18 protein-coding genes are annotated in these 25,220 nt (G+C 60.3%); 4 read left to right on the top strand and 14 right to left on the bottom strand.

The features are described 5' to 3' along the window. Nucleotides 1-157: 157 nt before the first annotated feature. The 4 genes from WBG04_RS10650 to WBG04_RS10635 form a co-directional block, all read right to left on the bottom strand. Nucleotides 158-928 carry a hypothetical protein gene (locus WBG04_RS10650; RefSeq protein ID WP_424314413.1) on the bottom strand — a complete coding sequence of 257 codons (771 nt, stop codon included), beginning with the start codon at nucleotides 926-928 and terminating at the stop codon, nucleotides 158-160. 318 nt (nucleotides 929-1,246) lie between these two features. Further along, entirely contained in the window at nucleotides 1,247-2,458 is a 1,212-nt protein-coding gene (locus WBG04_RS10645) for a zinc ribbon domain-containing protein (RefSeq protein WP_424314412.1), read from the bottom strand. Nucleotides 2,459-2,493: 35 nt separating this feature from the next. Beyond that, complete coding sequence (locus WBG04_RS10640) at nucleotides 2,494-3,576, bottom strand: SPFH domain-containing protein (protein ID WP_424314411.1); 1,083 nt, start codon at nucleotides 3,574-3,576, stop codon at nucleotides 2,494-2,496. Nucleotides 3,577-3,673: 97 nt separating this feature from the next. Beyond that, on the bottom strand, nucleotides 3,674-3,943 hold the full coding sequence (locus WBG04_RS10635; RefSeq protein WP_424314410.1) for a hypothetical protein: 270 nt from the start codon (nucleotides 3,941-3,943) through the stop codon (nucleotides 3,674-3,676). A 208-nt stretch (nucleotides 3,944-4,151) separates the two neighbouring features. Between WBG04_RS10635 and WBG04_RS10630 the strand changes: the two genes are divergently transcribed. Next, on the top strand, nucleotides 4,152-5,939 hold the full coding sequence (locus WBG04_RS10630; protein ID WP_424314409.1) for an SLC13 family permease: 1,788 nt from the start codon (nucleotides 4,152-4,154) through the stop codon (nucleotides 5,937-5,939). A gap of 35 nt (nucleotides 5,940-5,974) precedes the next feature. Here the strand turns inward: WBG04_RS10630 and WBG04_RS10625 are convergent, their stop codons facing one another. The 6 genes from WBG04_RS10625 to WBG04_RS10600 all read right to left on the bottom strand — a co-directional run bounded on the left by WBG04_RS10625 (nucleotide 5,975) and on the right by WBG04_RS10600 (nucleotide 11,481). Then, a complete protein-coding gene (locus WBG04_RS10625) occupies nucleotides 5,975-6,505 on the bottom strand; it encodes a hypothetical protein (protein ID WP_424314408.1) in 531 nt (176 codons plus the stop codon). Nucleotides 6,506-6,522: 17 nt separating this feature from the next. Beyond that, the gene (locus WBG04_RS10620; protein WP_424314407.1) at nucleotides 6,523-7,674 is read right to left on the bottom strand and encodes an ABC transporter permease; all 1,152 of its coding nucleotides are present in this window, start codon (nucleotides 7,672-7,674) and stop codon (nucleotides 6,523-6,525) included. A gap of 3 nt (nucleotides 7,675-7,677) precedes the next feature. Further along, complete coding sequence (locus tag WBG04_RS10615; protein WP_424314406.1) at nucleotides 7,678-8,826, bottom strand: ABC transporter permease; 1,149 nt, start codon at nucleotides 8,824-8,826, stop codon at nucleotides 7,678-7,680. A gap of 105 nt (nucleotides 8,827-8,931) precedes the next feature. Further along, entirely contained in the window at nucleotides 8,932-9,621 is a 690-nt protein-coding gene (locus tag WBG04_RS10610) for an ABC transporter ATP-binding protein (protein ID WP_424314405.1), read from the bottom strand. After that, on the bottom strand, nucleotides 9,618-10,985 hold the full coding sequence (locus tag WBG04_RS10605) for an efflux RND transporter periplasmic adaptor subunit (protein WP_424314404.1): 1,368 nt from the start codon (nucleotides 10,983-10,985) through the stop codon (nucleotides 9,618-9,620). Before WBG04_RS10605 ends, WBG04_RS10610 begins: the two co-directional genes overlap by 4 nt. A 97-nt stretch (nucleotides 10,986-11,082) precedes the next feature. Continuing rightward, nucleotides 11,083-11,481 carry a hypothetical protein gene (locus tag WBG04_RS10600; protein ID WP_424314403.1) on the bottom strand — a complete coding sequence of 133 codons (399 nt, stop codon included), beginning with the start codon at nucleotides 11,479-11,481 and terminating at the stop codon, nucleotides 11,083-11,085. A 258-nt stretch (nucleotides 11,482-11,739) separates the two neighbouring features. Here WBG04_RS10600 and WBG04_RS10595 point away from each other — a divergent pair, with 258 nt between their 5' ends. The 3 genes from WBG04_RS10595 to WBG04_RS10585 all read left to right on the top strand — a co-directional run bounded on the left by WBG04_RS10595 (nucleotide 11,740) and on the right by WBG04_RS10585 (nucleotide 16,260). Beyond that, on the top strand, nucleotides 11,740-14,073 hold the full coding sequence (locus WBG04_RS10595) for a DUF1592 domain-containing protein (protein WP_424314402.1): 2,334 nt from the start codon (nucleotides 11,740-11,742) through the stop codon (nucleotides 14,071-14,073). 44 nt (nucleotides 14,074-14,117) lie between these two features. Further along, nucleotides 14,118-15,461: a DUF1552 domain-containing protein gene (locus WBG04_RS10590; protein ID WP_424314401.1), complete on the top strand. Its 1,344-nt coding sequence runs from the start codon at nucleotides 14,118-14,120 to the stop codon at nucleotides 15,459-15,461. A 61-nt stretch (nucleotides 15,462-15,522) separates the two neighbouring features. Next, complete coding sequence (locus WBG04_RS10585; RefSeq protein WP_424314400.1) at nucleotides 15,523-16,260, top strand: hypothetical protein; 738 nt, start codon at nucleotides 15,523-15,525, stop codon at nucleotides 16,258-16,260. A 98-nt stretch (nucleotides 16,261-16,358) separates the two neighbouring features. Here WBG04_RS10585 and WBG04_RS10580 read toward each other — a convergent pair whose 3' ends face one another. The 4 genes from WBG04_RS10580 to WBG04_RS10565 all read right to left on the bottom strand — a co-directional run. Then, the gene (locus WBG04_RS10580) at nucleotides 16,359-19,736 is read right to left on the bottom strand and encodes an AAA family ATPase (RefSeq protein ID WP_424314399.1); all 3,378 of its coding nucleotides are present in this window, start codon (nucleotides 19,734-19,736) and stop codon (nucleotides 16,359-16,361) included. 93 nt (nucleotides 19,737-19,829) lie between these two features. Beyond that, nucleotides 19,830-23,162: an SNF2-related protein gene (locus WBG04_RS10575; RefSeq protein ID WP_424314398.1), complete on the bottom strand. Its 3,333-nt coding sequence runs from the start codon at nucleotides 23,160-23,162 to the stop codon at nucleotides 19,830-19,832. Nucleotides 23,163-23,382: 220 nt separating this feature from the next. Further along, on the bottom strand, nucleotides 23,383-24,489 hold the full coding sequence (locus WBG04_RS10570; RefSeq protein WP_424314397.1) for a Fic family protein: 1,107 nt from the start codon (nucleotides 24,487-24,489) through the stop codon (nucleotides 23,383-23,385). A 129-nt stretch (nucleotides 24,490-24,618) separates the two neighbouring features. Then, nucleotides 24,619-25,220 (bottom strand): DEAD/DEAH box helicase (locus WBG04_RS10565; RefSeq protein WP_424314396.1); only part of this gene is annotated, 602 nt, incomplete at its 5' end.

Here is a 25,220-nt window from a genome sequence, read left to right as displayed (position 1 = left end):
GCGATGGGGCGGGGGGATTCCAGTCAAATAAGGAGGCTCTGTTGGGATAGGCGTAAGGAATGTGGAAAACTTGTGGAAACTTTTTGGAAACAATGCTTTGGTTCGGCAGGCCTGCTGCCACTGAAAGTCGTCTCCATGGCGTCGCGGGGTATCCCGCTCAGGTGATTTGCGGGTCTATTTTATTTTTTGTCGTGAGCGGATTTCTGCGGTCGTAGTAGTTGCGACTCCCTTGATAGCGGGATGCATCGTAGAGATCGACCACAAGCCGAATTCGGTCCTGAAGGTAGTCATAGTAGCGGGTTTGGCCGCGTTCGAACACACGCTGGATTGCCCAGCCGAGATAGTCGGGAACAGCGAGCAGAGGTTCTCGGGAGGGGGTTTGGACGTTGAAAACGACTTCGCCTTTCAGTTCGTCTGATTCCCAGCGTTTGGAGGCGCGTCCAACCGCTTTCTCCAGTGCTTGATCGAGGATTCGAGCGCGTGTACTTGAGCCGCGTTCAGCAATGTTGAGAATCATGCGCTGGGGGCGCTTGAGACGTCGTTTAATGAGGTGAGACAGTATGTCAGCGTAAAATTCGTCGTCTTTGCCGTTGTGTTTGCGAGTGAAGCGCGAGGGGTTTTTTCGAGCGATCACGAACTCGGCCTCGCAGTCCAGTTCCCGCAAGTAGTGGAGGAAAATACTGCGAACGTCATCCGAGTCTTTACAGGCGTGGAAGAAGAAGCCATCTCGTTGAACTCGCTTCGCGACGCTTGGAATGGTGTTAAGCAAGGTATCGCACTCAACCTGCTGCTGGAGTGCGACGATTTCACTGCGGATTTCATGGAGAGGCCGGCCAAATTTGACGATTCCGATCCCAAATGTGGCGGACACCCCCTCTCTGCCAAGGATGAGTTCCTTACCCCGTCCATAGAATGTGGTGTCCCCCACTTCATCAAGGAAGCGGTGTTCGACTGGAAGTGGGACTGGAGATGAATCGGTCGCTTGATCATATCGGGATGGGGAGGATCACGGTCCTTATTCAATCGAAACGCATTTCGATTGAATAAGGGTGAGTCTTATTGAAGCGAACTGGAGTTCGGTGGAATAAGAGATGGGCTTACTCGCCGAAATGCCGTTTCGGTTCATTTGTATTGCGTGAAGCTGGTGGTGAGGTCGGCGAGGGTTTTGGGGTCGTGCTTTTTGAAGCTGTCCTCACCGACGTCGATGAAGTCGTAGATGGTGCCGTTTTCCTCGGCGGCGTTGGCGTCAGCGATTCATCGCGAAGAGAATGATTCCGATGACGATCAGGGCGAGGATGACGACGAAGGCGACTTTCCATGGGCTGATCGGGAATTTGGCGTAGGTGGTGCCGGTGACGGCGTTCATGGCACCTTGGTAGGTCTTGCTGCGGTACTGGTAGGCGAGGATCCAGATGGGGCAGAGGATGTGCTTGAAGGTCTTGCGTGTGTAGGTCGGATGGATGCGCAGGTTGCGGTAGGTGTCGCCGGGGATTTCACGGGCGCACATTTCGCGGAGCGTGCCTTCCATGACGCCGAAGCCGGAACGGGCGGCCTGAAGGAGCGGGATCTGGTACTGCTCGACTTCCCAACCGGAGACGTAGCGGGTTTCGTAAGGTACGAGATCTTTCGTAGGAAAGGGTTCGAGTTTGGTGAGGATCGATGGGTCGAGACCTTGTGAGCCGGTGATGAGGATGTCGTCGAACCAGGTGGAGACATGGCCACTTGCGGGCCGCCAGCGGGTCTTGCGCTCGCGATAGGTCTGAGTTTTCCCATCAGGACCGCGGCGGGTACGAGTCACGTAGTAGTAGGTGCCGCTGTCGGCGGTCCATGGGCACTCGGCGGCGGAGTCGAAGGTCCAGTAGGGAAGATAGACGCCGTGGATGCGGTCGACGAGGTTGCGGCGCTTGAGGTCGTTCGGGGCGAACCACTTCGAGGCGAGGAAGGCTTTCAGGGAATGGTAGGCCTTTTCCTTGGAGATGGAGGCGGGAAGCAGGGATTCGGGACTGAGCGGGCTTTCGATGTCCGCGTAGTCGAGCATTTCCGGCGAGCCACAGAAGTCGCAGGATTGGCCGACGTTCCTGGCTTCCCGGACGAGCACGGCGTGGCAGTGGGTGCACTGGACCTTGCGCTTGGCGGTGTCGACGGTGGACGACTTTTCACCGAGCTCGACGAGCATCTGGTCAAGGTCGTGCTCCTTGATGGAGCCGGGCGGCGGCGGGGGGGCGACGCGTTCGAACTCGGTGCCGCAGTAGGGGCAGATGAGCTTGCGTTTGCCGGGGTCCCACTCGCCTTTGCCGCCGCACTCCGGGCAGACGTGACGTTCGAGCGAACGGACCTCGGCGGCAGCGCCCCGGAGGTCGGGGAGCGGTGGCGGGATCTTGCGCTTGCCGACGACGATGGGCGAGGTGTCGCCTTCGTCGCCAGAAAGAGGTGGGATGGATGGCGGGGTGTCGCTCATGGTGCAGGCGGACAAGAGTGTCCGCCCTCCTTACGCTACTCCGCGAGGAAGGCGTCCAGGGCGGCGCGGGTGATGCGATGGGCGGAGCCGATCTTCTTGGCGGCGAGCTTGCCGGAGCTGATCTCGGTCATCACGTCGGCCTCGGTTACGCCGAGCATGCGCGCGACGGTGGCAGGGTCGAGGATGTCGGGATTCGCGGCAATGGGTGCCGGTGAGGTGGCGGCGCCAACCTGACCGGGCAGTGCCGGTGGCGAGCCGGCGAGGCCGGAGTTCTTCATCATCTCCTGAGCGACGGCGAAACCGATCGCCATTTCCGAAGCCATGCCTGCGGATCCTCCACCGCCGCCTTCACCGGAGGCCATGCCCTGGCCCATCTGGTATTTGACGTAGTCGTTGAGATTGCCGATGGCCGACATCGCGGAACGCTTGTCGATGGCTTCCTCGACTTCGGGGGGAACGCTGACGTTCTCGACAATGAATGAGGCGACCTCGATGCCGTATTTGGCGGAGATGACGGGATTGATGAGCGGGAGCAGAGCGTCGCCGAGATCGGTGTAGCGGGTGGCGACGTCGAGCACCGGGATGCTGGCGGTGGCGAGCGCATCGGAGAAAATGGAGACGATCCGCGAACGCATGGTGTCGGCGAATTCATCGACGCGGAAGTCGTGATCGGAGCCGGCGACTTCCTTGAGGAAAGTCTGCACGTTGGTGACTCGAAAGTCGTAGGTGCCGAAGGCGCGGGCGCGGACGATGCCGAAGTCCTGATCGCGCAGCATGATGGGGTTCGAGGTGCCCCATTTGTTGCCGGTGAAAAGGCGGGTGTTGACGAAGTAGAGGTCGGCCTTGAAGGGCGATTCGAAGCCGTATTTCCAGCCTTTGAGGCGGGTCAGGACCGGGATGTTGTCGGTCGCGAGGGTGTGCTTGCCGGGGCCGAAGGTGTCGCCGAACTGACCGAGGTAGAGAAACTGGGCGGTCTGGCTTTCACGAACGATCAGCTGGGCACCGTTCTTGATTGCCGCGTCGTTGTCCGGAAAACGCCAGGCGATGGTGTCGCGTGAATCGTCCTGCCACTCGATGATTTCGAGAAGCTCCCCTTTGATGAAGTCCATGATGCCCATAGCGATAATTGGTAAGTTACAGCGGGCAGCCTCGGGAAAGAGGCGGATTGAAGCAATGAGAAATCGACGTCGGAATTCTCATCACGGAGTGGGGTGGCTAATTTGCCGGTGCGAGCAGCGCTTTGATTTGATCTTCCAGCAGTTCGGCGAGGGCGGCGGGTGATTCGCTGTTCTCCTCGGAGGAGTCGAAAATCGAGTCCGGCAGGGGCTCGCTTCCTCCGTCGCCACCGGGCTCCACCAACATCACGAAGCGTGGGAAGCGGCTGGGAAGCCAGATGATCGTCGGATTGAAGAAGCGTTTGCCGACCAAGGCCTCGATGGCGGGCCGGTGTTCTTCGGGAATCGATGAGTTGAGAGTGATTTTCACGAAAGATGGTCCGCGATCAGGCTTTCTGCGAAGTGCGCGGATCGGCGTCGTAACGCATCATCGACCACCAATCCAGACAAATCAGCTCAAGCCTTTCCGGAGGGGGCAAGACACGTATCGGAGCGATGGGTGGGGGTTTCGGTCTGGCTTGCTTCCGGCGCGGAAGATGGCATTTAGAGATTACGCGTCAAACAGCCTGCCACGGATCATGACTTGGGAAACTTTGGAGATGGTGATCACCTTTGCGGTGCTGATCGTGGTGTTTGCCGTGTTCGTTCGCGAATGGCTGCCGGTCGATATGGCCGCACTCGGGGGCATGTGTGTGCTGCTGATCGTTGGAGTTCTGGATGAAAAGGATCTCGGTAAGGTTTTCAGTAATGCGGCACCGATGACGATCGGGGCGATGTTCGTGCTCAGCGAGGCGCTGACGCGGACGGGTGCGATCGATTGGCTGGCGGGAAAGTTCGCGAAGTGGGCGGGTAATTCTGCAATGCGCGCGCTGCTGGTGCTGGCGCTGATTGTAATGCCGCTCTCCGCCTTTTTGAACAACACGCCGGTGGTCGTCGTGTTTCTGCCGGTATTGATGGCCTACTCGAGAAGCACGGGGATCCGGCCGAGCAAGCTTCTCATTCCCCTTTCCTTCCTTAGTATTCTCGGCGGTACGACCACCTTGATCGGGACCTCGACGAACCTGCTCGTCGCGGGTGTTGCGGAATCCGCGGGCGAACCGGCCTTCAGCATTTTTGAGATCAGCAAGCTGGGAATGATCTATGCGGTGATCGGGTTCCTCTACCTCTACTTCATTGGCTATCGTTTGCTGCCGGATCGGGATACGGTGAGCAGCCTGCTCGATGCCGAGGATACGCGGCGATTCAGCAGTGCCGCCGAGATCGCGCCGGGGTCTTCGCTGGTTGGGCAAAGGTTGGTCGAGGTCGGGCTCTTCGCGGATCGGAACAAGGTTGTCGTTTATGAAGTGAACCGGAATGGAAGACGGGTCGAGGATGTGCCGCTTGATGCCCTGGTCATTGAGGAAAGGGACGTGCTCTGGTTCCGTGCGTCGCCCAAGGCGCTGGCGGATTTTCGTGCCACGGACGGGCTGGTGTTGTTGCCGGAGAAGGTCGGCGAGGATGGCGTAGGCACCGAAGTCATGACCGTGGAGGCCATCATCGGCAGCCAGAGCGCGCTCATCGGGAAGACCGTCCGGAACTCGAACATGCGCCGGAAATATGGCGTGGTGGTGATGGCGGTCCATCGCAAGGGCGTGAATCTGAAAGAGGGATACCGGGATCTGACCCTGGCATTCGGTGACACGCTTCTGCTCGAAGGTCCGATTCACGGGCTGGCACAACTTCGCAAGGAAGATGATTTCCTGAGCCTCAACGAGAGCCTGGTCAAGACGCCCCGGAAGTCAAAAATCGTGCTGGCGATCGCTGCCCTAACGGTAGCGGTTGCCCTTTCCGCCTTCGGTGTGATGTCGATCACCAGTGCGGCTCTGATCGCTGCCGTCGCAGTGACCCTGCTGGGCTGCCTTGAAGTAAAGGATGCCTACCGCAGCATCGAGTGGAACATCCTTTTTCTGATCTACGGCATGCTTGGTATCGGCTTGGCGATGGAAAAGACCGGTGGCGCGGAACTGATCGCCAACCAATTGGTCGAGCTCACCTCCGGCTTTGGCCCGATCTTCGTGCTGGCTGCGATCTATCTGCTGGCTTCGCTCCTGACCGAAGTAGTCACCAACAATGCCGTGGCCATCATCCTGACGCCGATCGTGATCTCCATTGCTACGTCGATGAATGTCGATCCACGACCCTTCATTGTCGCCGTGATGTTTGGTGCGAGTGCGAGCTTCATCACGCCGATCGGGTATCAAACGAATACCTACGTTTACGGCGCGGGGGGCTACAAATTCAGTGATTTCCTCAGAGTTGGAGTGCCGCTCAACCTTGTGTTGTGGGGGGCTGCCACGATCTTGATTCCGAGATTCTGGCCGTTCTGATTTTCTGTTAGAAGCTGGGCTGGCCCGGAAAAGCACTACTCCACGATTTGGATCGCCGTGGCGTTGACGACCAGATTGCCGGGGCCGGACTGTTCGGCGACGCGGCCTTTGACGAGGATTTTGCTGAGCTTTTCGAGGCCCCCGACGCCTTCGAGGCCTTCCTTCAGGACGCGTTTGTCATCGCCGACGACTTGGATGGTGGCGGTACCGACGCGGAAATCTTCCTTGGTGTCGCAGCAGGCGTCCCAAGGCGTGGGGCATTGGTCACCGTCGCCCATCTCATTGCAGGGGGTCAGTTTTTCGCGGTCGCCCAGAATGAAGGCGGCGCGGCCTTCGACAAAAGGTTCAAGGGCCCCCATGACCTGACCTTTGAGGACAATGAGGTCGCCGGGCTGCACGGTGGTGCGGGCAAGGTGAATCGGGCTGGCTTCATCGGCGATGGTGTCGACGAAGACGGCCGCCAGTTCGGGCGAGGTGGTTTTGACTTCGGTCGTGTTGGATGCCTTGTCCTCGCTGCAGGAGACGAGAGTGGCGGCGAGGAGACCGAGGATGATGTTTGGTTTCATGATGGATTGATTGAGATTCAGGAAGATCGAAGGGCGACGGGAAGGGCGGGCTTGAGGCAGCGAATGGCGGGAGGAAGGGCACCGAGGAGCCCGAGGAAGAGGCCGGTGAGAATACCAGTCAAGGCAACGGAGGGCGAGATCTCAATGGCGAAGGTGCCGATCGAGAAGGGAACCACCCGGCCATCGAGCAGGAAGAGGGCGACGATCGAGGCGAGCAGCGCTCCGGTGAGCGAAGCCAGCGTGCTTTCCTGGATCAGGCTGGCGAGCAACGCGCGGCGGTTGAAGCCGATCGCCTGGAGAGTGGCCATTTCGCGGATGCGCGAGGCAAAGGCGGCATAGAGCGTGTTGAGTCCGCCAAAGAGGGCACCGGCGGCGATGAGTCCGGCCGTCAGCCAGGTCATGGCGCGGATCGGTGCGAAGAACGAACTCAGGCGGGCATAGTAGTCGGACTCGCGGAGGGCGCTCAGTTCGAGGTCGAGGCGGCGTTTGGCGAAGAGGTCGGCCTCGGCGAAGTCTTCGGGGTCGTCGAGGCGGAGGACGACGCAGGAAACGGTGTCGCGCTGGGCCAGCACGCGTAGGTCACCGATGGGCATCCAGACTTCGGACTCCATCACGGTGCCGGGCGCGGCGAAGATGCCGGAGATTTTCAGGTCCTGATCTTCGAGGCGGAGAGTGGCGCCGATGGCAAGGGCGGAGGCGTCCTGCTTCATTTGTCGCGAGGCGAGTCGGCCGACCATGACTTCGCCGGTGCGTGGGTAGCTGCCCTCGATGATTTGAATTTCCGGGTGGGCGAGCAGCGCGGTCGGAGTGACGCCGCGGAAGAGCGCTTGGGCGTCGCCACCGTCGGGAAACTGGGCGAGGCCCATGTAGTGGATCTCGGTCGAGACCGCGCGCGTGTCCATCGTTTCAGAAACACCGGGGATCTCGCTGGCGGCGATCCCGGCGGTCTGCTCGGCGACCTCGCTGCGCTGCACGCTTTCCTCGGAGCCGGCGCCTAACAGAATGACGTTGCGGGGTGAGCCGGATGCGGAAAGGACCTGCTTCATGCCCTGATTGAGGGCCAGCGCGCCCATCACCAGCAGCACGACGAGTGCCGAGCCGCCCACGGTCTGGAGCAGCCGGGCCTTGTCGCGGAACAGGTTCCGGATCGCGTAGGAAAAGGGAAGCATGATTCAGCCTTTGAGACTTTCGACGATGGGTTGGCGCATGGCGCGCCAGGCGGGCCAGAGCGATGCGAGCAGGCCCAGCAGAAGAGAGGCAAGCAATCCGGTGAGGACGACGAAGGCATCCGGCTGGATCGCGAGGGTCTGGCCTTCGTTACCGAGGGTGAAGGATTGCCAGGCGAGGAAACTTGCTGCGGCGAGGACACCGACGGCCCCACCTAACAGCCCAAGGATGCCGCCTTCGCTCATCACCAGCCAGGCGATGGCCTTGCCGGGATAGCCGAGTGTTTGGAGCACGGCGTTCTCCTTGATCCGGCCACGGACGATCAGCAGCACGGCGTTGGCGACGAGTCCGCCGACGGCGAGCACCGCGCCGATGCCCAGCCAGCGGGTGAAGCCGATGAGTTCGATCAGCTCGTTGGCGGTTTCGGCGAAGAAGGCCTTTTCGGGTCGGGTATTGGTCGGTTGCTGGTCGTTGTGGAAGCGCTCGTCGATGGCATCGGCCACGGGTTCGAGTTGGTCGGCGGTGTCGACGCGGACATTGAACTGAGTGACGATGCCGAGCCCGCTCTTGGAGGCTTGCTGGAGGAAGTTGAGGTCGACGTAGGCGACATTGTTGTCCTGCGGAAAGGGTGAGCGGATCACGCCGGAAACGTGGACGGTCACTCCCGCAGCGACGAAGCGGTCACCGGGCGAAAGGCCGCGGCGTTTGGCAAAGACCTCGCCGAGCAGGGCCCCATCGCTGCGGTGGTTCCACTCTTCGAGGCTGCCTTCGATCACTTCGATTTCCGGTGCGTAGCTGGTCAGCTTGCCTTCCGGTACGCCACGGAAGGTGATGACGTCGAGGGATGCGCCGCAATTGTTGACGACGACCTGGATCGGGACCACTTCGCGAACCCCTTTGATCGCCTTGATCTCGTCGGCGTATTGTTCTGGAAGGCGGCTGGTGGAAGGACAGAAACGGTTCTCGCGGTAGACGACCAAGGTGGTATCCGCCGCAGTGGTCTGGGTGGCGATGGAAAGCGAACGCTGCATGGTCTCCACCGCAGTGAACAGGAACATGCCGGAGGCCACCCCAAGTACGGTGAGTCCCGTACGCAACCTGTGTCGGCTGAGCTGCTTCCAGGCGAGGGAAAGGAGATTGAGGATGGCGTTCATCTTAATTGTGGCATGACCGTTCCGGTCATGAAGGCTGGGGTGTCTCTTTTTGGTGAATGCTAGTCGTTGGGTTGAAGTGGCTCTTTTGGAGCATGACCGAGACGGTCATGCTACGGGCTGGGTGATGAGCAGGCCTTTTTCGAGATGAAGGGTGCGGTCGGCGGCGGCGGCGGCGCGCGGGTCGTGGGTGACCATGACGATCGTTTTGCCATGCTCGTGGGCGAGTGCTTTCAGGAGATCGAGGATCTTGGAGGCGCTTTCGCGGTCGAGGTCGCCGGTCGGTTCGTCGGCGACGAGCAGGTCGGGGTCGGCGACGAGCGCGCGCGCGATGGCGACCCTTTGTTCCTGACCACCAGAGAGTTCCGTGGGCCGATGGTCCATGCGGTCGGAGAGGCTGACGAGATCAAGCGCGGCCTCGACCTTCTCGCGGCGCTCCTTGCGGCTCATGGGGTCGAGCAGCAGAGGGAGTTCGACATTCTCGTAGGCGGTGAGGATCGGAACGAGGTGGTAGAGCTGGAAGATGTAGCCGACATTGCGCGCCCGCCACTTCGTCAGTTGCCCACGGGTGAGGGTGCTGATGTCGCTACCGGCGACTTCGAGTGTTCCGGAAGTCGGTGAGTCGATGCCGGAGATGAGATTCAGCAGTGTGGTCTTTCCGGACCCGGAGGGACCCATCAGGGCGAGGAACTGACCCTCGGGCACCTCGAGGTCGAGGGACTCCAGAGGGGTGACGGAAGTACTGCCTTTCTGGTAGGTCTTGGTCAGCCCACGGCAGGTGATCATTGGTGTCTTCATGTCTGCTTGGGTTCGACGCGTTGGTTGTTCTTCAGGCCGGAGGGGTTGAGGACGATGCGTTCGCCAGGGCGCAGCCCTGAGAGGACTTGCTGGCGATCTTCGGACTTGGCACCGAGGGTGACCTCGCGGGCGCTGACTCGTTTCGAATCCGGATCAATGACCCAGACGCGATTTCCTTCGATGGAAGCCTCCGGGATCCACAGTGTGAGGCCGTGTGTGGTGGCGGTATCTCCGCCGTTCCGGGCCTGCAGGAATTCGACGCGGCAGAGCATTTCCGGCCGCAGGGCGTCGTCGGGGTCCTCGATGAGCACTTTGGCCTGCAGCGTGTTGCGCTGGATGTCGGCTTGGCCGACGATGCTCGTCACTTTTCCGTGGAAGCTTTGGTCAGGAAGCAGACTGCAGCGGATGCGGGCGGCTTGATTGATCTGGAGTTGTGAGGCGTCGGCGAGCGGCACGTCGACACGGACCTGGAGTTTCTCGGGATCGTAGAGAATCGCGATGGTGGAGCTTTCCGGGTCGTCCATGCCGAGCATGCGCTTTTGTCCGGGAGCTGCCAGCAGACGCAGGACGCGGCCGCTGATGGGGGCGCGGATTTCGGTGCGGGAGAGGGCGAGTGCGGCTTGATCGACGGCGACCTGTCCGGCCTGGATCATGTGTTCCATGGATACCGTTTCGTAGGACATTTCGTTCAGCCTTGCGGCGATTTCGGTGACCTTCGATTCGGCGGCGCGGACGAGGGCGCTGACCCGTTCGTAATCGAGCCGGGCATCGACGATGTCGCGCTCGGAGACGGCGCGGGTTCCGCTGCGCTCGAGTCGGTCGAGCCGATCCTTGGCGGCGTCACGCACCGCGAGGGCGGATTTTTCCTGGGCCTGAATGCCTTTCATTTCCTCGATGGTCGTGAGGATGCCGGCGCAATGAGCGTCGCGGGCGGCCTCGCGGCGGCTGAGTTCCTGTTCGGCGGCGTTGAGAGCGAGTTTGGAATCGTCGGCGATCAGCGTGGCAAGGAGTTCACCCTGCTCGACGAGTTGGCCTTCGAGGACGTGGACGGTTTCGACCACGCCATCGATCAGAGCGGTCGCTTTCACGCTCCATGGATCCGGTTCGACCCAGCCGGTGGCTTGGAAAATGACGGGCGAGTTCCGGTCGGGTGTGGGTGAGGTGGTTTCCGTTTCGCCGGGAATGGCAATCACGCTGGCGCTTGCGACGGGTGTGGCTGGCAGCAGGCGGTCGCGGAAAAGGATGATGAAGAGCAGGGCGAAGCCGAGCAGGATGCCGAGCGGCAGGAGCCAGGCGCGGGAACGCCGTGGTGGCGGAGCGCTTTCGCGATGCCTGCTGAGTGAATCGAGAGTGGAGGTGGACATGGCAAATAGGGAGACAGTTCGCTGCATCAAAACGAGGCAGCTGCAGAGCGCGGTGAAGGGCCGCGGTCAGAAGGAAACGACGGAAACGTTCGTCGGATCAGAGTCTCCACACGCCATAGGCGATGCGAATGGGGGCGCTCCGCAGAGGTGGAGGCGCACGGTGCGAAACCGGCGAGCGCAGTTCGCTCGAAGGGACGGGAGGGAGTTCGGCATGCAGGCTGACCGGAGCAGGTGCTGCGACCGGCAAGGGCGCCAGAGTCAACTGCGGCTCCATTCCGTCTGGCATTGCGGGAATGACGACGCAGCAATCAGGATCGCTGCAGCAGGAACTCATGCCGGTTTCCGTTTCCTCACAGCAAGAGGTGGAGGCGACGCAAGGGCACGCGTCCGGGGCCTGAGTTTGAGGGCCGAGACAGAGGCACACCGACGTCGCCGCCGCGGGCAGATAGAGCCCGAGGAGGATCAGAAGAAGGAACGATGTGGCCTTGCGGATCATCCGAGGAGGTTTTAGTAGCGCAGAATTGAAGGAGTTTCAAGCAGCGGGATCGTGGGGGGACGGATCGCTTCTGATAGGAGGGTCGTCCGCGCCGATCATTCCGAGAAAGATGAGGCGGAGGGTCTTGGGGTCCGGCCCCGTGCTTTCAGCGAAAGGATTGCCGCCTCATGACGTAGCGTCAGTGGCTGCTTGTGGCGAAGATTCGCCCGGCAGCCGAAGCCTCTCTATTTGGCTGTTTTGATCCATCGATTATCCATTTTGGTTCCTTTGAAGGAAGCGGTGCTGGCAGGGCTGGTGCTCACGGGCACGCAGGGGCTTGGGCTGGCGACTCCGGAACTCCAGCGCGGCCAGCAGATTTTTGAGCAACTCTGCATCGATTGCCATGGTGCGCGGGGGCAGGGAAATGAGGAGGAATTCGTTGACCCGCTATACGGTGACAAATCGGTGGCGGCACTGGCCCGTCGGATTCACCGGACCATGCCGGAGGACGCAGAGGAGCTCTGTGTGGACGAAGACGCGGCGGCGGTGGCGGCCTACATCCATCAGGCATTTTATTCTCCCGAGGCTCGCGCGAAGCTCGATCCGCCGAAGCGGGATCTGATGCGGCTGACGGCCCCTCAATTCAAGAATTCGGTGGCCGATGTGGTCGGACGCTTCATGCACGGGCACTTCAACCGACCTCCTCAGGAGCACGGCTTGAGGTTCAGTGCGAATGGCCTCCATTTGGAAAGCGCGGGCAAGAACAAGTTCAATCAGGTGAAGAGGCACAACTTCGAGCGATCGGGCGAAGATTTGAGCTGTGACATTCGCAAGCAGATCGGCAAGGAGCCGATGACGAGCAAGTCGGACATCACCGTGACCTTCCGGGGTTCCGTTCTTGCCGAGGAAAGTGGCAGCCATGAGCTCGTGGTGCGGACGGCCAATGGATTTCGGATTTGGTTCAACCAGTTTAACGACACGCCCGCGCTACTCGACGGATGGGTGACCGTGGGCAAGGAGATCCGGGAAGAGAAGATCCGGGTCGAGCTCATCGGGGGTCGACTCTATCCGATCCGATTGGAGTGCGTTGTCTCGCCAAAGGACAAGCACTCGAGCGTGGAAGTGCTTTGGAAGACGCCACACGGGGTGCTGCAGCCGATTCCATCCGACAGGCTTTTTCCTGCCAATCCACCGCCGGCCGTGGTGGTGACCGCGCCCTTTCCTGCCGACGATGCGAGCTACGGATATGTCCGCGGAACGGGTATTTCCAAAGCCTGGTTGGAAGCGGTCAATCGCGGTGCGGTCGAAGCGGCGGACTTCGTCGATTCCCATCTCAATACCTTGGCGAACACCAAGTCAGCTGCGGGCGATCGGGATCAAAAAATCCGAAAGTTTGCGGAGCGTTTTGTGGAAGCGGCGCTGCGTCGTCCTCTTGGGCCCGAGGAGAAGAAGATCTATCTGGATGAAGCTTTTGCCAAAGCCGACAGTCCCGTTCTTGCGATTCGACCGATCGTGATTCAGGCCCTGAGCTCGCCTCGCTTTCTCTATCCGGAACTTTCCGACAAGCAGGGGCCGGATCCGTGGCAGACCGCCTCGCGGCTGGCGTTGACCTTATGGGATTCGGTTCCTGATGAAGAGTTGACGAAGGCTGCTCGCGAAAATCGTTTGGGTTCGCGTGATGCCATTGCGCGTCAGGCCCGGCGGATGCTTGGCGACCCGCGGGCTCGGGCCAAGATGCGTGGGTTCTTCCACCATTGGCTGGAAATGGAGCGGGCGGAATATGCGGCGAAGGATGCCAAGCTCTTTCCTGAGTTCGATGATCGTCTGATGGCGGATTTGAAGACTTCGTTGCAGCTCTTTCTCGATGAGGTGGTCTGGAGCGAGAGTTCCGATTTTCGTCAGTTGCTGCTCGCCGATTATCTGATGCTCAACCCCCGTTTGGCGAAAGTGTACGGGAAGGAACTGAAGGGCGGCGGCTTTCAACGAGTGAGCTTCGATCCGAAGAAGCGCACGGGGGTGGTGACGCATCCCTATCTGCTTTCGACCCTTGCTTACCACGACAACACTTCACCGATCCATCGGGGTGTCTTTCTTACCCGCAACATCATTGGCCAGCAGCTCAAACCGCCGCCGGAAGCGACGGTATTCAAGGACGCGGAATTTGACCCGACGATGACCATGCGTGAAAAGGTCACCGAGCTGACACGCGACAAGACCTGCATGGCCTGTCACTCCGCCATCAACCCGCTTGGCTTCAGCTTGGAACGCTATGATGCGATCGGCCGATGGAGGCACCAAGAGAAGAACCGGCCGATCGATGCGAGCAGCGATTTCACTCCGGAAGACGGCGAGACGATTCGCATCGATGGAGCGCGCGATGTCGCGGAGTTTGCCGCCGGCAGTCCCATTGCCCACCGCGCCTTCGTCCGGCAGATGTTCCACCACATGATCAAGCAGGGGATGGCAAGCTATGGCTTTGAGACTCAGGATTTGCTCCATGAGCGCTTCAAGGCTTCCGACTTCAAGATCCGTGAGCTACTGATTGCCATTGCTGAAGTTGCCGCTCTGGAAGGCAGTCCGGCAGATCCGAGCGGCGAATCGGCGAATCGTTAAGCCTGATAGGAGAAAGTCCGCGAATTCATCCACGTATTACCCTCATGAAACACTACGATCGGCGCACGTTTCTTCGGGATCTCGGAGTATCGGCAGCCATGGCTCCGTTTCTCGGTGGCCTGCCGAGCCTGCTTGGGGCGGAAACCTCCAGCGCAAGGAAGCAGCGTTTGATCGTGATGTTTTCGCCGAATGGCACGATTCCCGACGAGTTCTGGCCCGATGTTTCCGGCGACTCGCTGGTCTTCAAGCGGATCCTCGAACCGCTCGAAGCCTTCCGCGACCGCACGCTGGCGGTTCGCGGGATCGCCAACAAGATCCGCGGCGACGGCGACGGCCACATGCGCGGCATGAGCTGTTTGCTGACGGGCACCGAACTTCTCCCCGGCAATATTCAAGGTGGAGGAAACACGCCCGCGGGCTGGGCAGGTGGCATTTCGATCGATCAGGAATTGCGGAATCGGCTGCAGGGCAACGACGCGACGCGCACACGTTTTGGTTCGCTCGAATTCGGTGTGGCGGTCCCCGACCGGGCCGATCCATGGACGCGGATGAGCTATGCCGGCGCAAACAAACCGCTGGCTCCCATTTCGGATCCCGAGCAAATGCTCGCCAAGCTCTACGGCGACACGAAGGACAAGGCGACCTTGCTGGGGATCGTCGATGGAGTGAAAGAGGACATCAGTCGCGTTGCCCGCAAGCTCAGTGCCGAGGACCGTGTGATGCTCGACGAGCATTTGACGCTCGTCCGCGAAATGGAGATCGAGCTTTCTCAGGCGGGGCAGAAGGAAGTCGTTCACGCGGTTCCCGAGATCGATCCCAGCGTGGAGTTGGTGAACGACAACACGCCCCAGCTCAGCCGCATGCAGATCGACCTGCTGGTCAGCGCCATGGCCAATGACATGACCCGCGTCGGCACCTTGCAATTCATGCGCTCGGTCGGACAGGCGCGCATGCACTGGCTTGATGTGCAGGAAGGTCACCACGGACTTTCCCATGAACCCGATGGCAACAAGGATTCGCGTGAAAAGCTGATCCGGATCAACCGCTGGTTCGCGGGCGAACTCGCCTATCTTGCCCAGCGTCTCGCCGACACTCCCGAGCCCGGCACCGATGGTTCGATGCTCGATCACACGCTGATCATCTGGCTGAACGAGTTGGGTAAAGGCAACAGCCACTCACTCGATGACATTCCCTTTGTCATGGTCGGCGGCGCTCCTGGAATCCGCATGGGCCGCAGCCTCGACCTTGCGAAGACGAAGAAGAACAACAAGCGTGACTTCCTTGCCCACAACCGCTTGTGGATGTCGGTTGCTGAAGCGATGGGTCATCCGCTCGAGGCCTTTGGCAATGCCAACCTCTGTGGAGGAGGAGCCTTGGACCTGAGTTGAATTTTTCTCGGAGATCCTTCCAAGACACAGGTTCTGATTTTCATTCCCTGAGCTTGGCGCTATGGATGCCGAGGTGGAGATTGAATGGAAAATCCAACGCCTCGACGAGGGCGACGAACCAGATCCCCGGCAGGAAAGCTGCCTGTTGAAGATCGATGGAAAGGTCAAACAAGATGGACAGGTGGCGGGTCAACTGGAGGCCTACTACGCGCTTGATATCGACCTCGCGTCTTCTGGTGCCTTCTTTGCGCTGTGGGATATGGAAGGTGAGACCTGCGCGATTTACGAAGAGCTTTTGAATCCCTCACAGGAGGATTTTCGCGAACCGCTTCCCCGGCTTCTGGAAACTCGGCCTGGCATGCTGGTGATCGATTACATCGCGCTGTTTCCGGACTTCCGGGGTGTTGGTCACGGCAGAGAAGTGATCCGGCAGCTGGTCCGCTGCTGTGCGGATGGGAATATTGGTGCGGTCTTGCTCGATGCTACCCCGCTTCAGCATCGCGATGGCGCGTATGACTTTTTCGATCACGAAGTACGGGCCCTGCCGTGGAATGGAGATGAGGAGGATACGGAGAAACTGCGCAGCTACCTGCGCGGCTGGGGCATGCACCAAATGGCGAAGACCCGCTACATGGTGGCCCCGCCCGGGACGCTTAGTGAAACGCACACCGCCAAATGGCCACCCGTTCCGATCCTCTGTCACTGGAACACCTGCGTTTATTGCAACCAATGGATCGACCTTGACGCGGACGGTTGGGAGGAAGGTCCGGATGGAAGGACTCATTCGGGGTGTCGGTGAGCTAGAGTTATTGCAGCATGACTTGCTTAGAAGCTGTGGGCTTGCGTTCGCGAGTCTGCGGCTGAAGCCCGACGGTCGATACCAAGGGTGATGGATTCTCAGCGCCCGATCAAATCGAAGTGACCAGCTTCGATCAGGTCGAGCCGGCCGGTGCGCCATGAGTGAACCTTGTCGATGACGAGGGGTGTGGGGAGTTGCTGATAGCGGCGCACGACCGGCAGTGGATCAGCGGATTGCATGAAATCTTCGGGGCTGGGACTAATGCCGGAGGCGACGTGGACTTCGACTTGTGCCACCTCTCCGAGCCGGCCCTCGACGAATTGATGGCGGCCTGTTTCATGGCGAAGAATCTCAGCCGCACCGAGTCCGGAGACGGACCAGGCGCAAGCGAAGCCTTCGAGTTCTCTTGGTTCGAGTGTCATTGCCCGCTTGTCCGCCCACCCTTGATACATCCCCGTGATGAATTGAAGAAATGCACGTCCTTTGGCATCGGTGTCATCGCTGCGGATGGCGAGCAGCGCATCGAAGCGGGCTTCCGGTTTCCGGGTAAGCTCGGAATACGATTTCTCTAGTAGGTAGAGGCGTTGAGCGAGTTTGGATACCCGTTGGCGTTTGGAGTCGGTGCTGAGGTGGCTCCAACCACCGGAAAGGAGACGTTCAATTTGTTCGCCGGTGATGCGGAGGGCGTTCTCGACGCGGTCGAGATACTCGGCGAGGGATAGCTTCTGAATCCGTGATGGGTCATGCCAGAAATCCTGGTCGGACATGCTCTTCAGCAAGTCGTTCTTCGTCTCCAGATAAGCTTCGAGATCGAAGAGTTCGCAAAGGTCATGGTGGCGTCGCTCAAGAAACTCGATTTCACCAATCTCTCCCGCCGGACCGAGAATGAGTGCTTGATCGGAATGGCTAGGCAGCTCTTCGTCAGTGGAGCGCAGGGCGGGACCGTCCGCATTCTCGTCGAGCGAGGAATCCCACTGAAGCTTGCCGTCCCGAGCGTAGAGGAAGAGCAGTTGTTCGTCGGGCCGGATCTCGCCGCGGACGACGGCTTCAGCCAGCGGGCCGAGCAGGTGTCGCTCGATGGCTCGGAGCAACGGCCGGGCACCGAGCTCGGGGGCGAATCCTTTCGTCAGCAGGAAATCGAGCGCGGAGGGATCGAATTCAAGCTGCCAAGGCCGGTCGCGGAAGCCGCGACGGGTGGTGAGACGTTCGAGCTGCGTGCCGAGAATGCCGCGCATGGTTTCCCGATCGAGCGGGCGGAAGGTGACGATCTGGTCGATGCGGTTGACGAACTCAGGGCGGAAGGTGGTCTCGATGGCCTTTCGGATTTCCTCGTCGCGGTAGGCTCCGGTCTGAGTGTTGAAGCCAAGCGGGACTCCTTGAGCGGCCTTGGCCCCGAGGTTCGAAGTGAGAATGAGGATCGCCTGCCTGAAGTCGGCGAGATTTCCATCGGTGTCTGTTAGGCGTCCGTCATCGAAGACTTGGAGGAAAAGATCCCAGACGGTGCGATCGGCTTTTTCGAATTCATCTAACAGAATTACGGAAAAGGGCTGGCGCCGGATCTGGGAGGTGAGCGAGTCGGCGACTTCGCGGCCTCCATTGAGCCGCGAGACGGCACCCGGACCTTGGAGTTCCGACATGTCGAAGCGGATCATCCGTTCCGCTGAGGAGAAGAGGAATGTGGCGAGGGCTTTCGCCAGCTCGGTCTTGCCGGTGCCGGTGGGGCCGGCGAAGAGGAATACGCCGGGTGGGCGCGAGGGATCAGTGAGGCCGGCCTTGATCATGGCCACCCGGCGGACGAGGGCGTCGGTGGCTTCCGGTTGGGAAAGGACACTGGTTTCGAAGCGGATGCGAAGAGCGCCAAGGTCGAGCGGGATCCGGTCGTCGAGCATGGCGACGGGCAGGCCGGAAATAGCGGCGATGGTTTCGCGGAAATGAGAGGTAGTGAGTTTGGCGATGCCGTTTCCGGAGGGACCGTCGAGTTCGATGCGGCGTTCGAAGGCGCGCTTGAGGAACTCGATGAGATTGCCCGGACGATGCTCACCGGGGGAGTGGGAATCGATGAGTGCGGCAGCTTCCCGGAGGGCATCCGAATTGCATTCGGGGCGTATGTTAGAGCGCCCGGGATGGCGATCGAGCCACTCTTTGGCCATTTCCATGGTCCGGTGCTTGCTGCTTTCCGGAAGGCGGATGATATCGAGTGCGGCGTCGATGGCGGGGGCTTCGGCGGAGACTTTCTCCAGCGCTCGGTCGCGAATTTCTCCGACCAGTCGGATCTCTCCGGCACGCAGCGGGGGCAGCAGCATATCGAGAATCGAGGTCGAGGAAAAGCGGTGACGCCCGGCGAGGACGAAGTCCTGGAAATCCGGAGCAAGCCACACGACACGGTGATCGCGGAGGGCGGCGATGAGCTTCCGCACCCGTTCTTCGACTTGGCCGATGTAGCTTTGACCGGCTTGGACTTCGGCGGCTGAGGCGACGAAAACATGGTATCCGCGAGAGACCAGATCGGCGGCGAGGGCATGGCAGAGGGCGCTCTTTCCAGAACCCTTCACGCCGCAGAGAAGAACGGAGCGAGGGTTTTTCTCGCGGTCGAGGCGCTGGAGTAGTGAGTCCCTGTTAGAGAGTAGCGTGTCATCCGCGATGAGGGGCGAGCCATCGGGGAGGAGGTCTTTTTTTGGTTTGAGAAGCGTGCCGAATTCTTCGAGGAACTTGCTCGTTTCCGGCCAATCGACTGCGCTTGCTTCGGTGGGAGAAATCGCAGCTTTGAGGGAATCGCGGAGCTCAGGGGGCAGTCGCTTGACGATGTCCTGGATCTGGGTCACTTCCCAGGAATCGAGCCCTTTGAGATGGTTGCCGAAACTCAAAGTCTCTCCTTTCTCCGTCCGCTTTCTGAGGAAGTCGGCGAGGATCGTGAGATAGGGTTCTTTTTCCCAATCGCTATCGAGCAGGACGAAGGTTTCTCCAATCATGGTGCCGTCCAATTCGCCGAGTGCTTCCAGAATGAAATGGGCGTCGCGAGGTGTCGGGTCCTTGCGCAGTCGAGCCAGTAGGGTCTGACGGAAGGGTTCGGAGTCGATGTCGTCGCGAACGGCTGCATGCGCGATGGCAAGGATTGCCTTGTCTTCGTCGGCGTGGGCACACCAGGCGAGGAGGGTGTTCGATTCGAGTTTGAGTTCGGCGATTTTCTGAAGTGCGGATTGGAATGGATCGGATTCACGGATGAACGAGGGCCCGGGAAGTTTGTCGAGAGCGTCGCTGAGACCATCGACGATGCTCGTTATATCTGAAGAGTCTTCAGTGGTGTCCTCTTCGAGGTCATCGGTGATTTCTTTTAGGTCTTCCAATGAGTTCGGCGCCTCATCGGGCTTCTTCTCTGGAACGGGACTCGCAGGGCCTGCCGCCCGTCCGGCGAAGTAGGCCAAAGTCATGCCGATCAGCCCTGCGGCAAGTATCACTCCGATGGTTGTCGTGTCCACTCGGGCAAGCTAGGCAGTCTTTATCCTTGTGCCAAGGCAAGGTCGGGGCGGGTCTTGCCCAGCGACAGGAATGTCGTTGCTCCGCAAGTGCCGTCAACCCAGCGGTGCCAGCAGGGCGGAGAGGGTTTCCGAGTCCATGCGCAGCGAGGTGGTTTCCTCGCTGAGTAGCGATTTGACGATGCGTGACTTGTGGGCCTGGAGTTCGAGGATGCGATCCTCGATGGTGCCGCGGCAGATGAGCTTGTGGACGAAGACCGGCTTGGTCTGGCCGATGCGGTGGGCGCGATCGGTGGCTTGGTTTTCGGCAGCGGGATTCCACCAGGGGTCGTAGTGGATGACGGTGTCAGCGGCTGTTAGATTGAGACCGGTGCCGCCTGCTTTCAGTGAAATGAGGAAGACCGGTGTCTTGCCCTCTTGGAAGCGATTCACGAGCGCGGCGCGGTTCTTCGTCTTTCCAGTGAGTTCCAGATGGGGAATCCCGGTCTCTTCCAACTTGCTGCGGATCAGGGCGAGCACCGAGGTGAATTGGGAGAAGATCAAAATGCGTCGGCCATCCTCAATCAGCGGCGGAAGCAGGTCTTCGGTGACGAAGGAGAACTTGGTGGTGTCCTTGGGTTTCCTGGCTTCGGGAATCTTGAGCAAGGAAGGGTGGCAGCAGACTTGGCGAAGCTTGAGAAGGGCATCGAGAACGATGATATGCGATTTGCCGAGACCGCGCTCGGAGATGGCGTCGCGAACCCGCTTGTCCATGAGGGCGCGGACGGACTCGTAGAGGTCGGTCTCACGTGGCGAGAGATCGAGGTGGTGGATGATCTCGGTTTTTTCAGGTAAGTCGGTGGCGACCTGGTCCTTCGTGCGGCGGAGGATGAGCGGTGCCATGCGGCGGTTGAGGGCGAGTTGGGCCTGTGATGAACGATCGCGCTCGATCGGGCGACGGTAGGTCTCACGGAAGGTATCGGAATCGCCAAGAAAGCCGGGCATCAGAAAGCGCATCAGGCTCCAGAGCTCGCCGAGGTGGTTTTCCAAGGGGGTGCCGGAAAGGCAGAAACGGTGGTCGGATCGCAGGGTGCAGACGTGGCGGGCGGCGGCGGTCCGTGGATTCTTGATCGCCTGGGCTTCGTCGAGGATCACGGTGTCCCATTGCTGCTTGGCAAGAATCTCATGATCACGGACAAGCAGTGGATAGGAAGTCAGTACGAGATCTGCCGTAGCCATTGAGGAAAAGAGGGCATTGCGGTCCGGTCCCTGGAGCAGCAGTGTTTTCAGCCGTGGAGTGAAGCGGGCGGATTCCGCTTCCCAGTTGGTGATGACGCTCTTGGGCGCGATGACCAGCGAGGGCTTGCGGTCTTTCTTCCGCGCCGCGCGGCGGGCGACGAGGTAAGCGAGCGTCTGAACGGTCTTTCCAAGGCCCATGTCGTCGGCGAGGATGCCGTTGAGCTGGTGCTCGGCGAGGAAACTCAGCCAGCGGAAGCCGTCGAGCTGGTAGGGGCGCAGCTCGGCCTTGAGTGCGGCGGGTGGCTTGGTGGCGGGCAGGCCGCGGATGTCGGTGAGCTTGCGACCGAAGGCTGCGAGCTGGCGGACGGTTTCCGAGCCGTCGATCTCCAGTGTGTGCGCGATGTCGGCGGCGGCGAGACGGTCGAGCTTCGGTGGGCCGTCCGGATTTCCCTGAAAGAGGTGGGCGACGTGCTGGCAGATTTCGAGGAAGCGCCGGGTCGGGAAGCGGATGAAGCCGTCTTCGGGATTCTCGGCGGCGAAGAGCAGGAATTTCGGGAGCTCCGGGTCGTCGGGGTCGGGCAGGCCTTGCCGAATGGCGGAGGCGATGAAGGGGATGAGCGAGACGCGCTTTCCGTCGATCTCGCCTGTTAGATCGAAGCGGAACCAGTCGATGCCGTGGTCGGTTTCCGCCTCGATGGCGGGGATGAAGTCGCTGGCGTCGTGGACGATGAGACCGCTGGAGGGATCGACGGAAATCGTCCAGCCCTCGGCGCGGAGTTTCTCGGCATGCTCTTCGATAAAGAACAGCCAGGCGGACATTACATCGGGGAAGGGGTCCTCGAAGACGATGCGGTGGGCTTCCGATGAGTGGAACTCGTGAGGGCGGAATACCCGGTGGAGTGGAACCATGCCGATGGCCTCGAGTTTTTTCTCAAGTGCGCGTTCCTGCTTGAGATTGCGGGTCGTCAGGTAACGTTTTTCATCTTTGATCCAGGCGGTTTCGGGAGATTGCTGATTGCTCAGAGGGTCGAGCGGCGGCGAGTGATGGTAGGAGAAGCGGAGTTCGCCGAGGATGGTTTTGTGGCGGAGATATGTTGGTCCGATCGGGGCCTCGGTGATGTGGAGATGGGGTGCGGGCTTGATTGGCGGCAGCGTTTCGGTAGGCCTCGATTTCGGGGCTGGCATGCCGATGGCGCTGAGTGGCAGGAATGCGCTCTCGAGAAGGTCGAGCGAGTTGGCGGCGATGGTGGGGCCATCCTTCCAGCGCTGGAGTGCGGCGGAGGGAAGCTCACTCTCAAGAGTTCCAAGGAGACCGCTGTCCGGATCGACGTAGCGTGGTGGATTGACCGGCAGGAAGACGAGACGGTCTGCCTCGTCGTCAAATGCGAGAACCGGCTGGGCGCTACCGTCTGGCATTTCGCGCCAGGCGGCCTTCACCTTGCGGGCGGGTCCGGGAGCGAGCCGGACGTAGGTTTTCCCCCCTGTGCGGTAGAAAAGCCTGCCTGCCTGCATGGCGTCATCCAGCACCGAGCTCCATTCGGCACCTATCAGCTGAGGCGTGTCGTAGGAAGTATGGGCGAGGGCCTGATAGATTGCGACCATGGGAAGGTCCTCCGGTGCAAAATACGCGGCGGGCGTGGCGACACTCGCCCGGGCACGAGTGTCGGTCACTTTGAGACCGGAGCGCGGCTTCTCGCTCGCCTTGCGCAGCTCGAGGACCGGGCTGCTGTCCGACGAATAACCCGAGGCCGGCTCGATGCAGTAGGCCAGAAAGTTTTGAGTCGTGCCCGGCTTCTTTCTCGTCTGATTCTCCAGCTGGAGCAGCTTCAACCAATGGGAGACCTCGCCGGGAAGCTTGGCGGAGGAAGTTGCCGCAGGTGCGGCTGCGGGGGGCTTGCGGGAAAGGTATTCGAGCACTGCCGCGCCGTGCTTGCACTGGCTTCCGACAGGGCATGAGCAGTCGGAATGACAGAACAACTCGCCATCCAGCTCATAGATCTCGAGCTCGACGTGGTAGGGTGCGCGGCGGGTTCCTTGCACATCCGCCTCGATGAGCAGGTCCCCTTCGACATCGATGGAATGCTTCAGCTTCGAGATGGGAGGAGAGTAGGCATAGCCAAGACCCCGGGAAATGTCCTTGCGCTCGAACTCGCCATGCCATCCACGGTCTTCCAGCCAGCGGATGATGGGGGCGGGTAAGGCAAAGGACATGATCGTCGGGTTGAGGGCGTGACCCTCGGAAAGCGCCTTGTCAAAGTAAAGGAAGGACAGGATAGAGACCGGACTTTCATGCTTGGACGAGGCTACCGTCGCCGAGCGTCAATAGCCGGTAGGGTCGTGAGTTTTCCCAATGTCAAAGACGAGGTCTTCGATTCTGATAGAAGCAGCGTGTGAGGTGGTGATTGGCTCGCCGTGGACAAGATGTTTCAGATCAAAGTCCACCTAGCTCATAGCGAGTGCTGCGACCACTGCCGATGGGGACGAGTGCGCCGACGCTGGCGAGTTGCTGGAGGTCGCGGGTGGCAGTGGCTTTTGAGGTGCCGGTGAGGGCGATGTATTTGCGGGCGTTCATGCCACCGGTGAATCCATCGGGCCCGGCATCGAACATGCGGCGGACGACTTTAAGTTGCCGCTCGTTTAGTTCGCGCTCGAAGCGTTGGAAGAATGTCGATTTCCGGAGGACGAAACGCACTTGAGCTTCGGCACCTTGTTGGGCTTTCACGACCACGCCGACGAACCAGCGAAGCCACTCGGTCACTTCATTGTCTCGCTGTGCGGCTTTCAAAGCATCGTAGTAGGCATTGCGTTCGGCATCGATGGTCGCTGATAGACTGAGGACCACCGGACGATCCAGGCCTTGGGACAGAGCTTTTTCAGATAGGGCGCGACCGATGCGGCCATTGCCATCTTCAAAAGGGTGGATGCTTTCGAAGTAGAGATGGGCGAGCGCCGATCTAACAGGAGCGTGCGGGATCGCTTTTGGTCCACCTCTGGCGGTCTCGTTGAACCACTGGATGAAGTGCGCCATTTCGCTGGAAACCTGAGAGGATGGAGGAGCCTCGAAGTGGACGGTCGGCCGATCAATACGCCCGGAGACGACCTGCATGGGATCGCCGCCTTTTCGCCATGAGCCGACGCGGAGTCCGGGAGTCTTGGCGAGGAGCATCTCGTGCCAGGAAAAGAGCGTTGCTTCGTTGAGTGGTTCCCGGAAGCTGTTACGGACGGCGACCATCAACTCGCCTGCGCCATCGGCCAGGCGGCTGTCGACGGGTTCGGGCACGGGGTTGAGGCCGAGACGATTGCGGATCGAGGACATCACATCGCTCCGGCGGAGGTTTTCTCCCTCGATGGCGGAGGTCCGGACGGCTTCGGTGATCATCAGGTCGAGCACCGCCTCGGTCCCGAGATCGTCCGGGAGCCCTTCGAGGAGTCCTCCGACCTGCCCGGCATGATAAGAAAAAGAGAGCAATTGCTCCTCCATCCCACCGAGGTCGAAACGGAAGTTTGGCCAGTCCGATTGCTGCCAATTGTAGCTCATGAGCCGAATATAGGCTCTATTCGGCTCAATATCGATAGGAATATGAGCCGATTAAGGAGTTTAATCGGCTCAATTGGTTAATTTGGAGTGGGTTGGACGATAAGTAAGGGCAGAAATGCCCTTACTCCGTTAACCCAGCGGGGCAAGGAGGGCGGCGAGGGTTTGGTGGTCGGGGGCGGCGGCTTTGGCGGCGTCGGAGAGGAGGGCGTCGGCGAGCTCTGACTTCTTCTGTTGGAGCTGGTGGATGCGCTCTTCGACGGTGCCTTGGCAGATCAGCTTGTGGACGAAGACCGGGTTCTTCTGGCCGATGCGGTAGGCGCGGTCGGTGGCCTGGGCTTCGGCGGCAGGGTTCCACCAGGGGTCGTAGTGGATGACGGTGTCGGCGGCTGTTAGATTGAGACCGGTGCCGCCGGCTTTGAGGGAAATGAGGAAAAGGGGGATCTCGCCTTGTTGGAATTTTTCGACGAGTTCGCCGCGGTTCTTCGATGCGCCGGTGAGCATGAGGTAGCGGATCTTTCGCTGCTGGAGGTGCGCGGCGATGAGGTCGAGCATGCTGGTGAACTGACTGAAGAGCAGGATGCGGCGACCTTCTTCGACGAGGGTGTCTAACAGGTCGGCGAGGTAGTCGAGTTTGGCGGAGCCGGCGGCGTCGGCTTCGATCTTGGATTCGTTTTCGAATTTGAGGAGTTTCGGTTCGCAGCAGATCTGGCGGAGCTTGAGCAGGGCTTCGA

It is taken from the genome of Haloferula sp. (assembly GCF_049672945.1).
Taxonomy (GTDB): Bacteria; Verrucomicrobiota; Verrucomicrobiia; order Verrucomicrobiales; family Akkermansiaceae; genus Haloferula.
Note: the sequence above shows the minus strand (reverse complement) of the source record. Positions and strands in the feature narration are given on the sequence as shown.

Bases quoted from the DNA above. Each gene is read 5' to 3' on its own strand.
- WBG04_RS10645 (WP_424314412.1), bottom strand. From the start codon at position 2,458: ATGAGCGACACCCCGCCATCCATCCCACCTCTTTCTGGCGACGAAGGC.
- WBG04_RS10640 (WP_424314411.1), bottom strand. From the start codon at position 3,576: ATGGGCATCATGGACTTCATCAAAGGGGAGCTTCTCGAAATCATCGAG.
- WBG04_RS10630 (WP_424314409.1), top strand. From the start codon at position 4,152: ATGACTTGGGAAACTTTGGAGATGGTGATCACCTTTGCGGTGCTGATC.
- WBG04_RS10625 (WP_424314408.1), bottom strand. From the start codon at position 6,505: ATGAAACCAAACATCATCCTCGGTCTCCTCGCCGCCACTCTCGTCTCC.
- WBG04_RS10620 (WP_424314407.1), bottom strand. From the start codon at position 7,674: ATGCTTCCCTTTTCCTACGCGATCCGGAACCTGTTCCGCGACAAGGCC.
- WBG04_RS10615 (WP_424314406.1), bottom strand. From the start codon at position 8,826: ATGAACGCCATCCTCAATCTCCTTTCCCTCGCCTGGAAGCAGCTCAGC.
- WBG04_RS10610 (WP_424314405.1), bottom strand. From the start codon at position 9,621: ATGAAGACACCAATGATCACCTGCCGTGGGCTGACCAAGACCTACCAG.
- WBG04_RS10605 (WP_424314404.1), bottom strand. From the start codon at position 10,985: ATGTCCACCTCCACTCTCGATTCACTCAGCAGGCATCGCGAAAGCGCT.
- WBG04_RS10600 (WP_424314403.1), bottom strand. From the start codon at position 11,481: ATGATCCGCAAGGCCACATCGTTCCTTCTTCTGATCCTCCTCGGGCTC.
- WBG04_RS10590 (WP_424314401.1), top strand. From the start codon at position 14,118: ATGAAACACTACGATCGGCGCACGTTTCTTCGGGATCTCGGAGTATCG.
- WBG04_RS10585 (WP_424314400.1), top strand. From the start codon at position 15,523: ATGGATGCCGAGGTGGAGATTGAATGGAAAATCCAACGCCTCGACGAG.
- WBG04_RS10575 (WP_424314398.1), bottom strand. From the start codon at position 23,162: ATGTCCTTTGCCTTACCCGCCCCCATCATCCGCTGGCTGGAAGACCGT.
- WBG04_RS10570 (WP_424314397.1), bottom strand. From the start codon at position 24,489: ATGAGCTACAATTGGCAGCAATCGGACTGGCCAAACTTCCGTTTCGAC.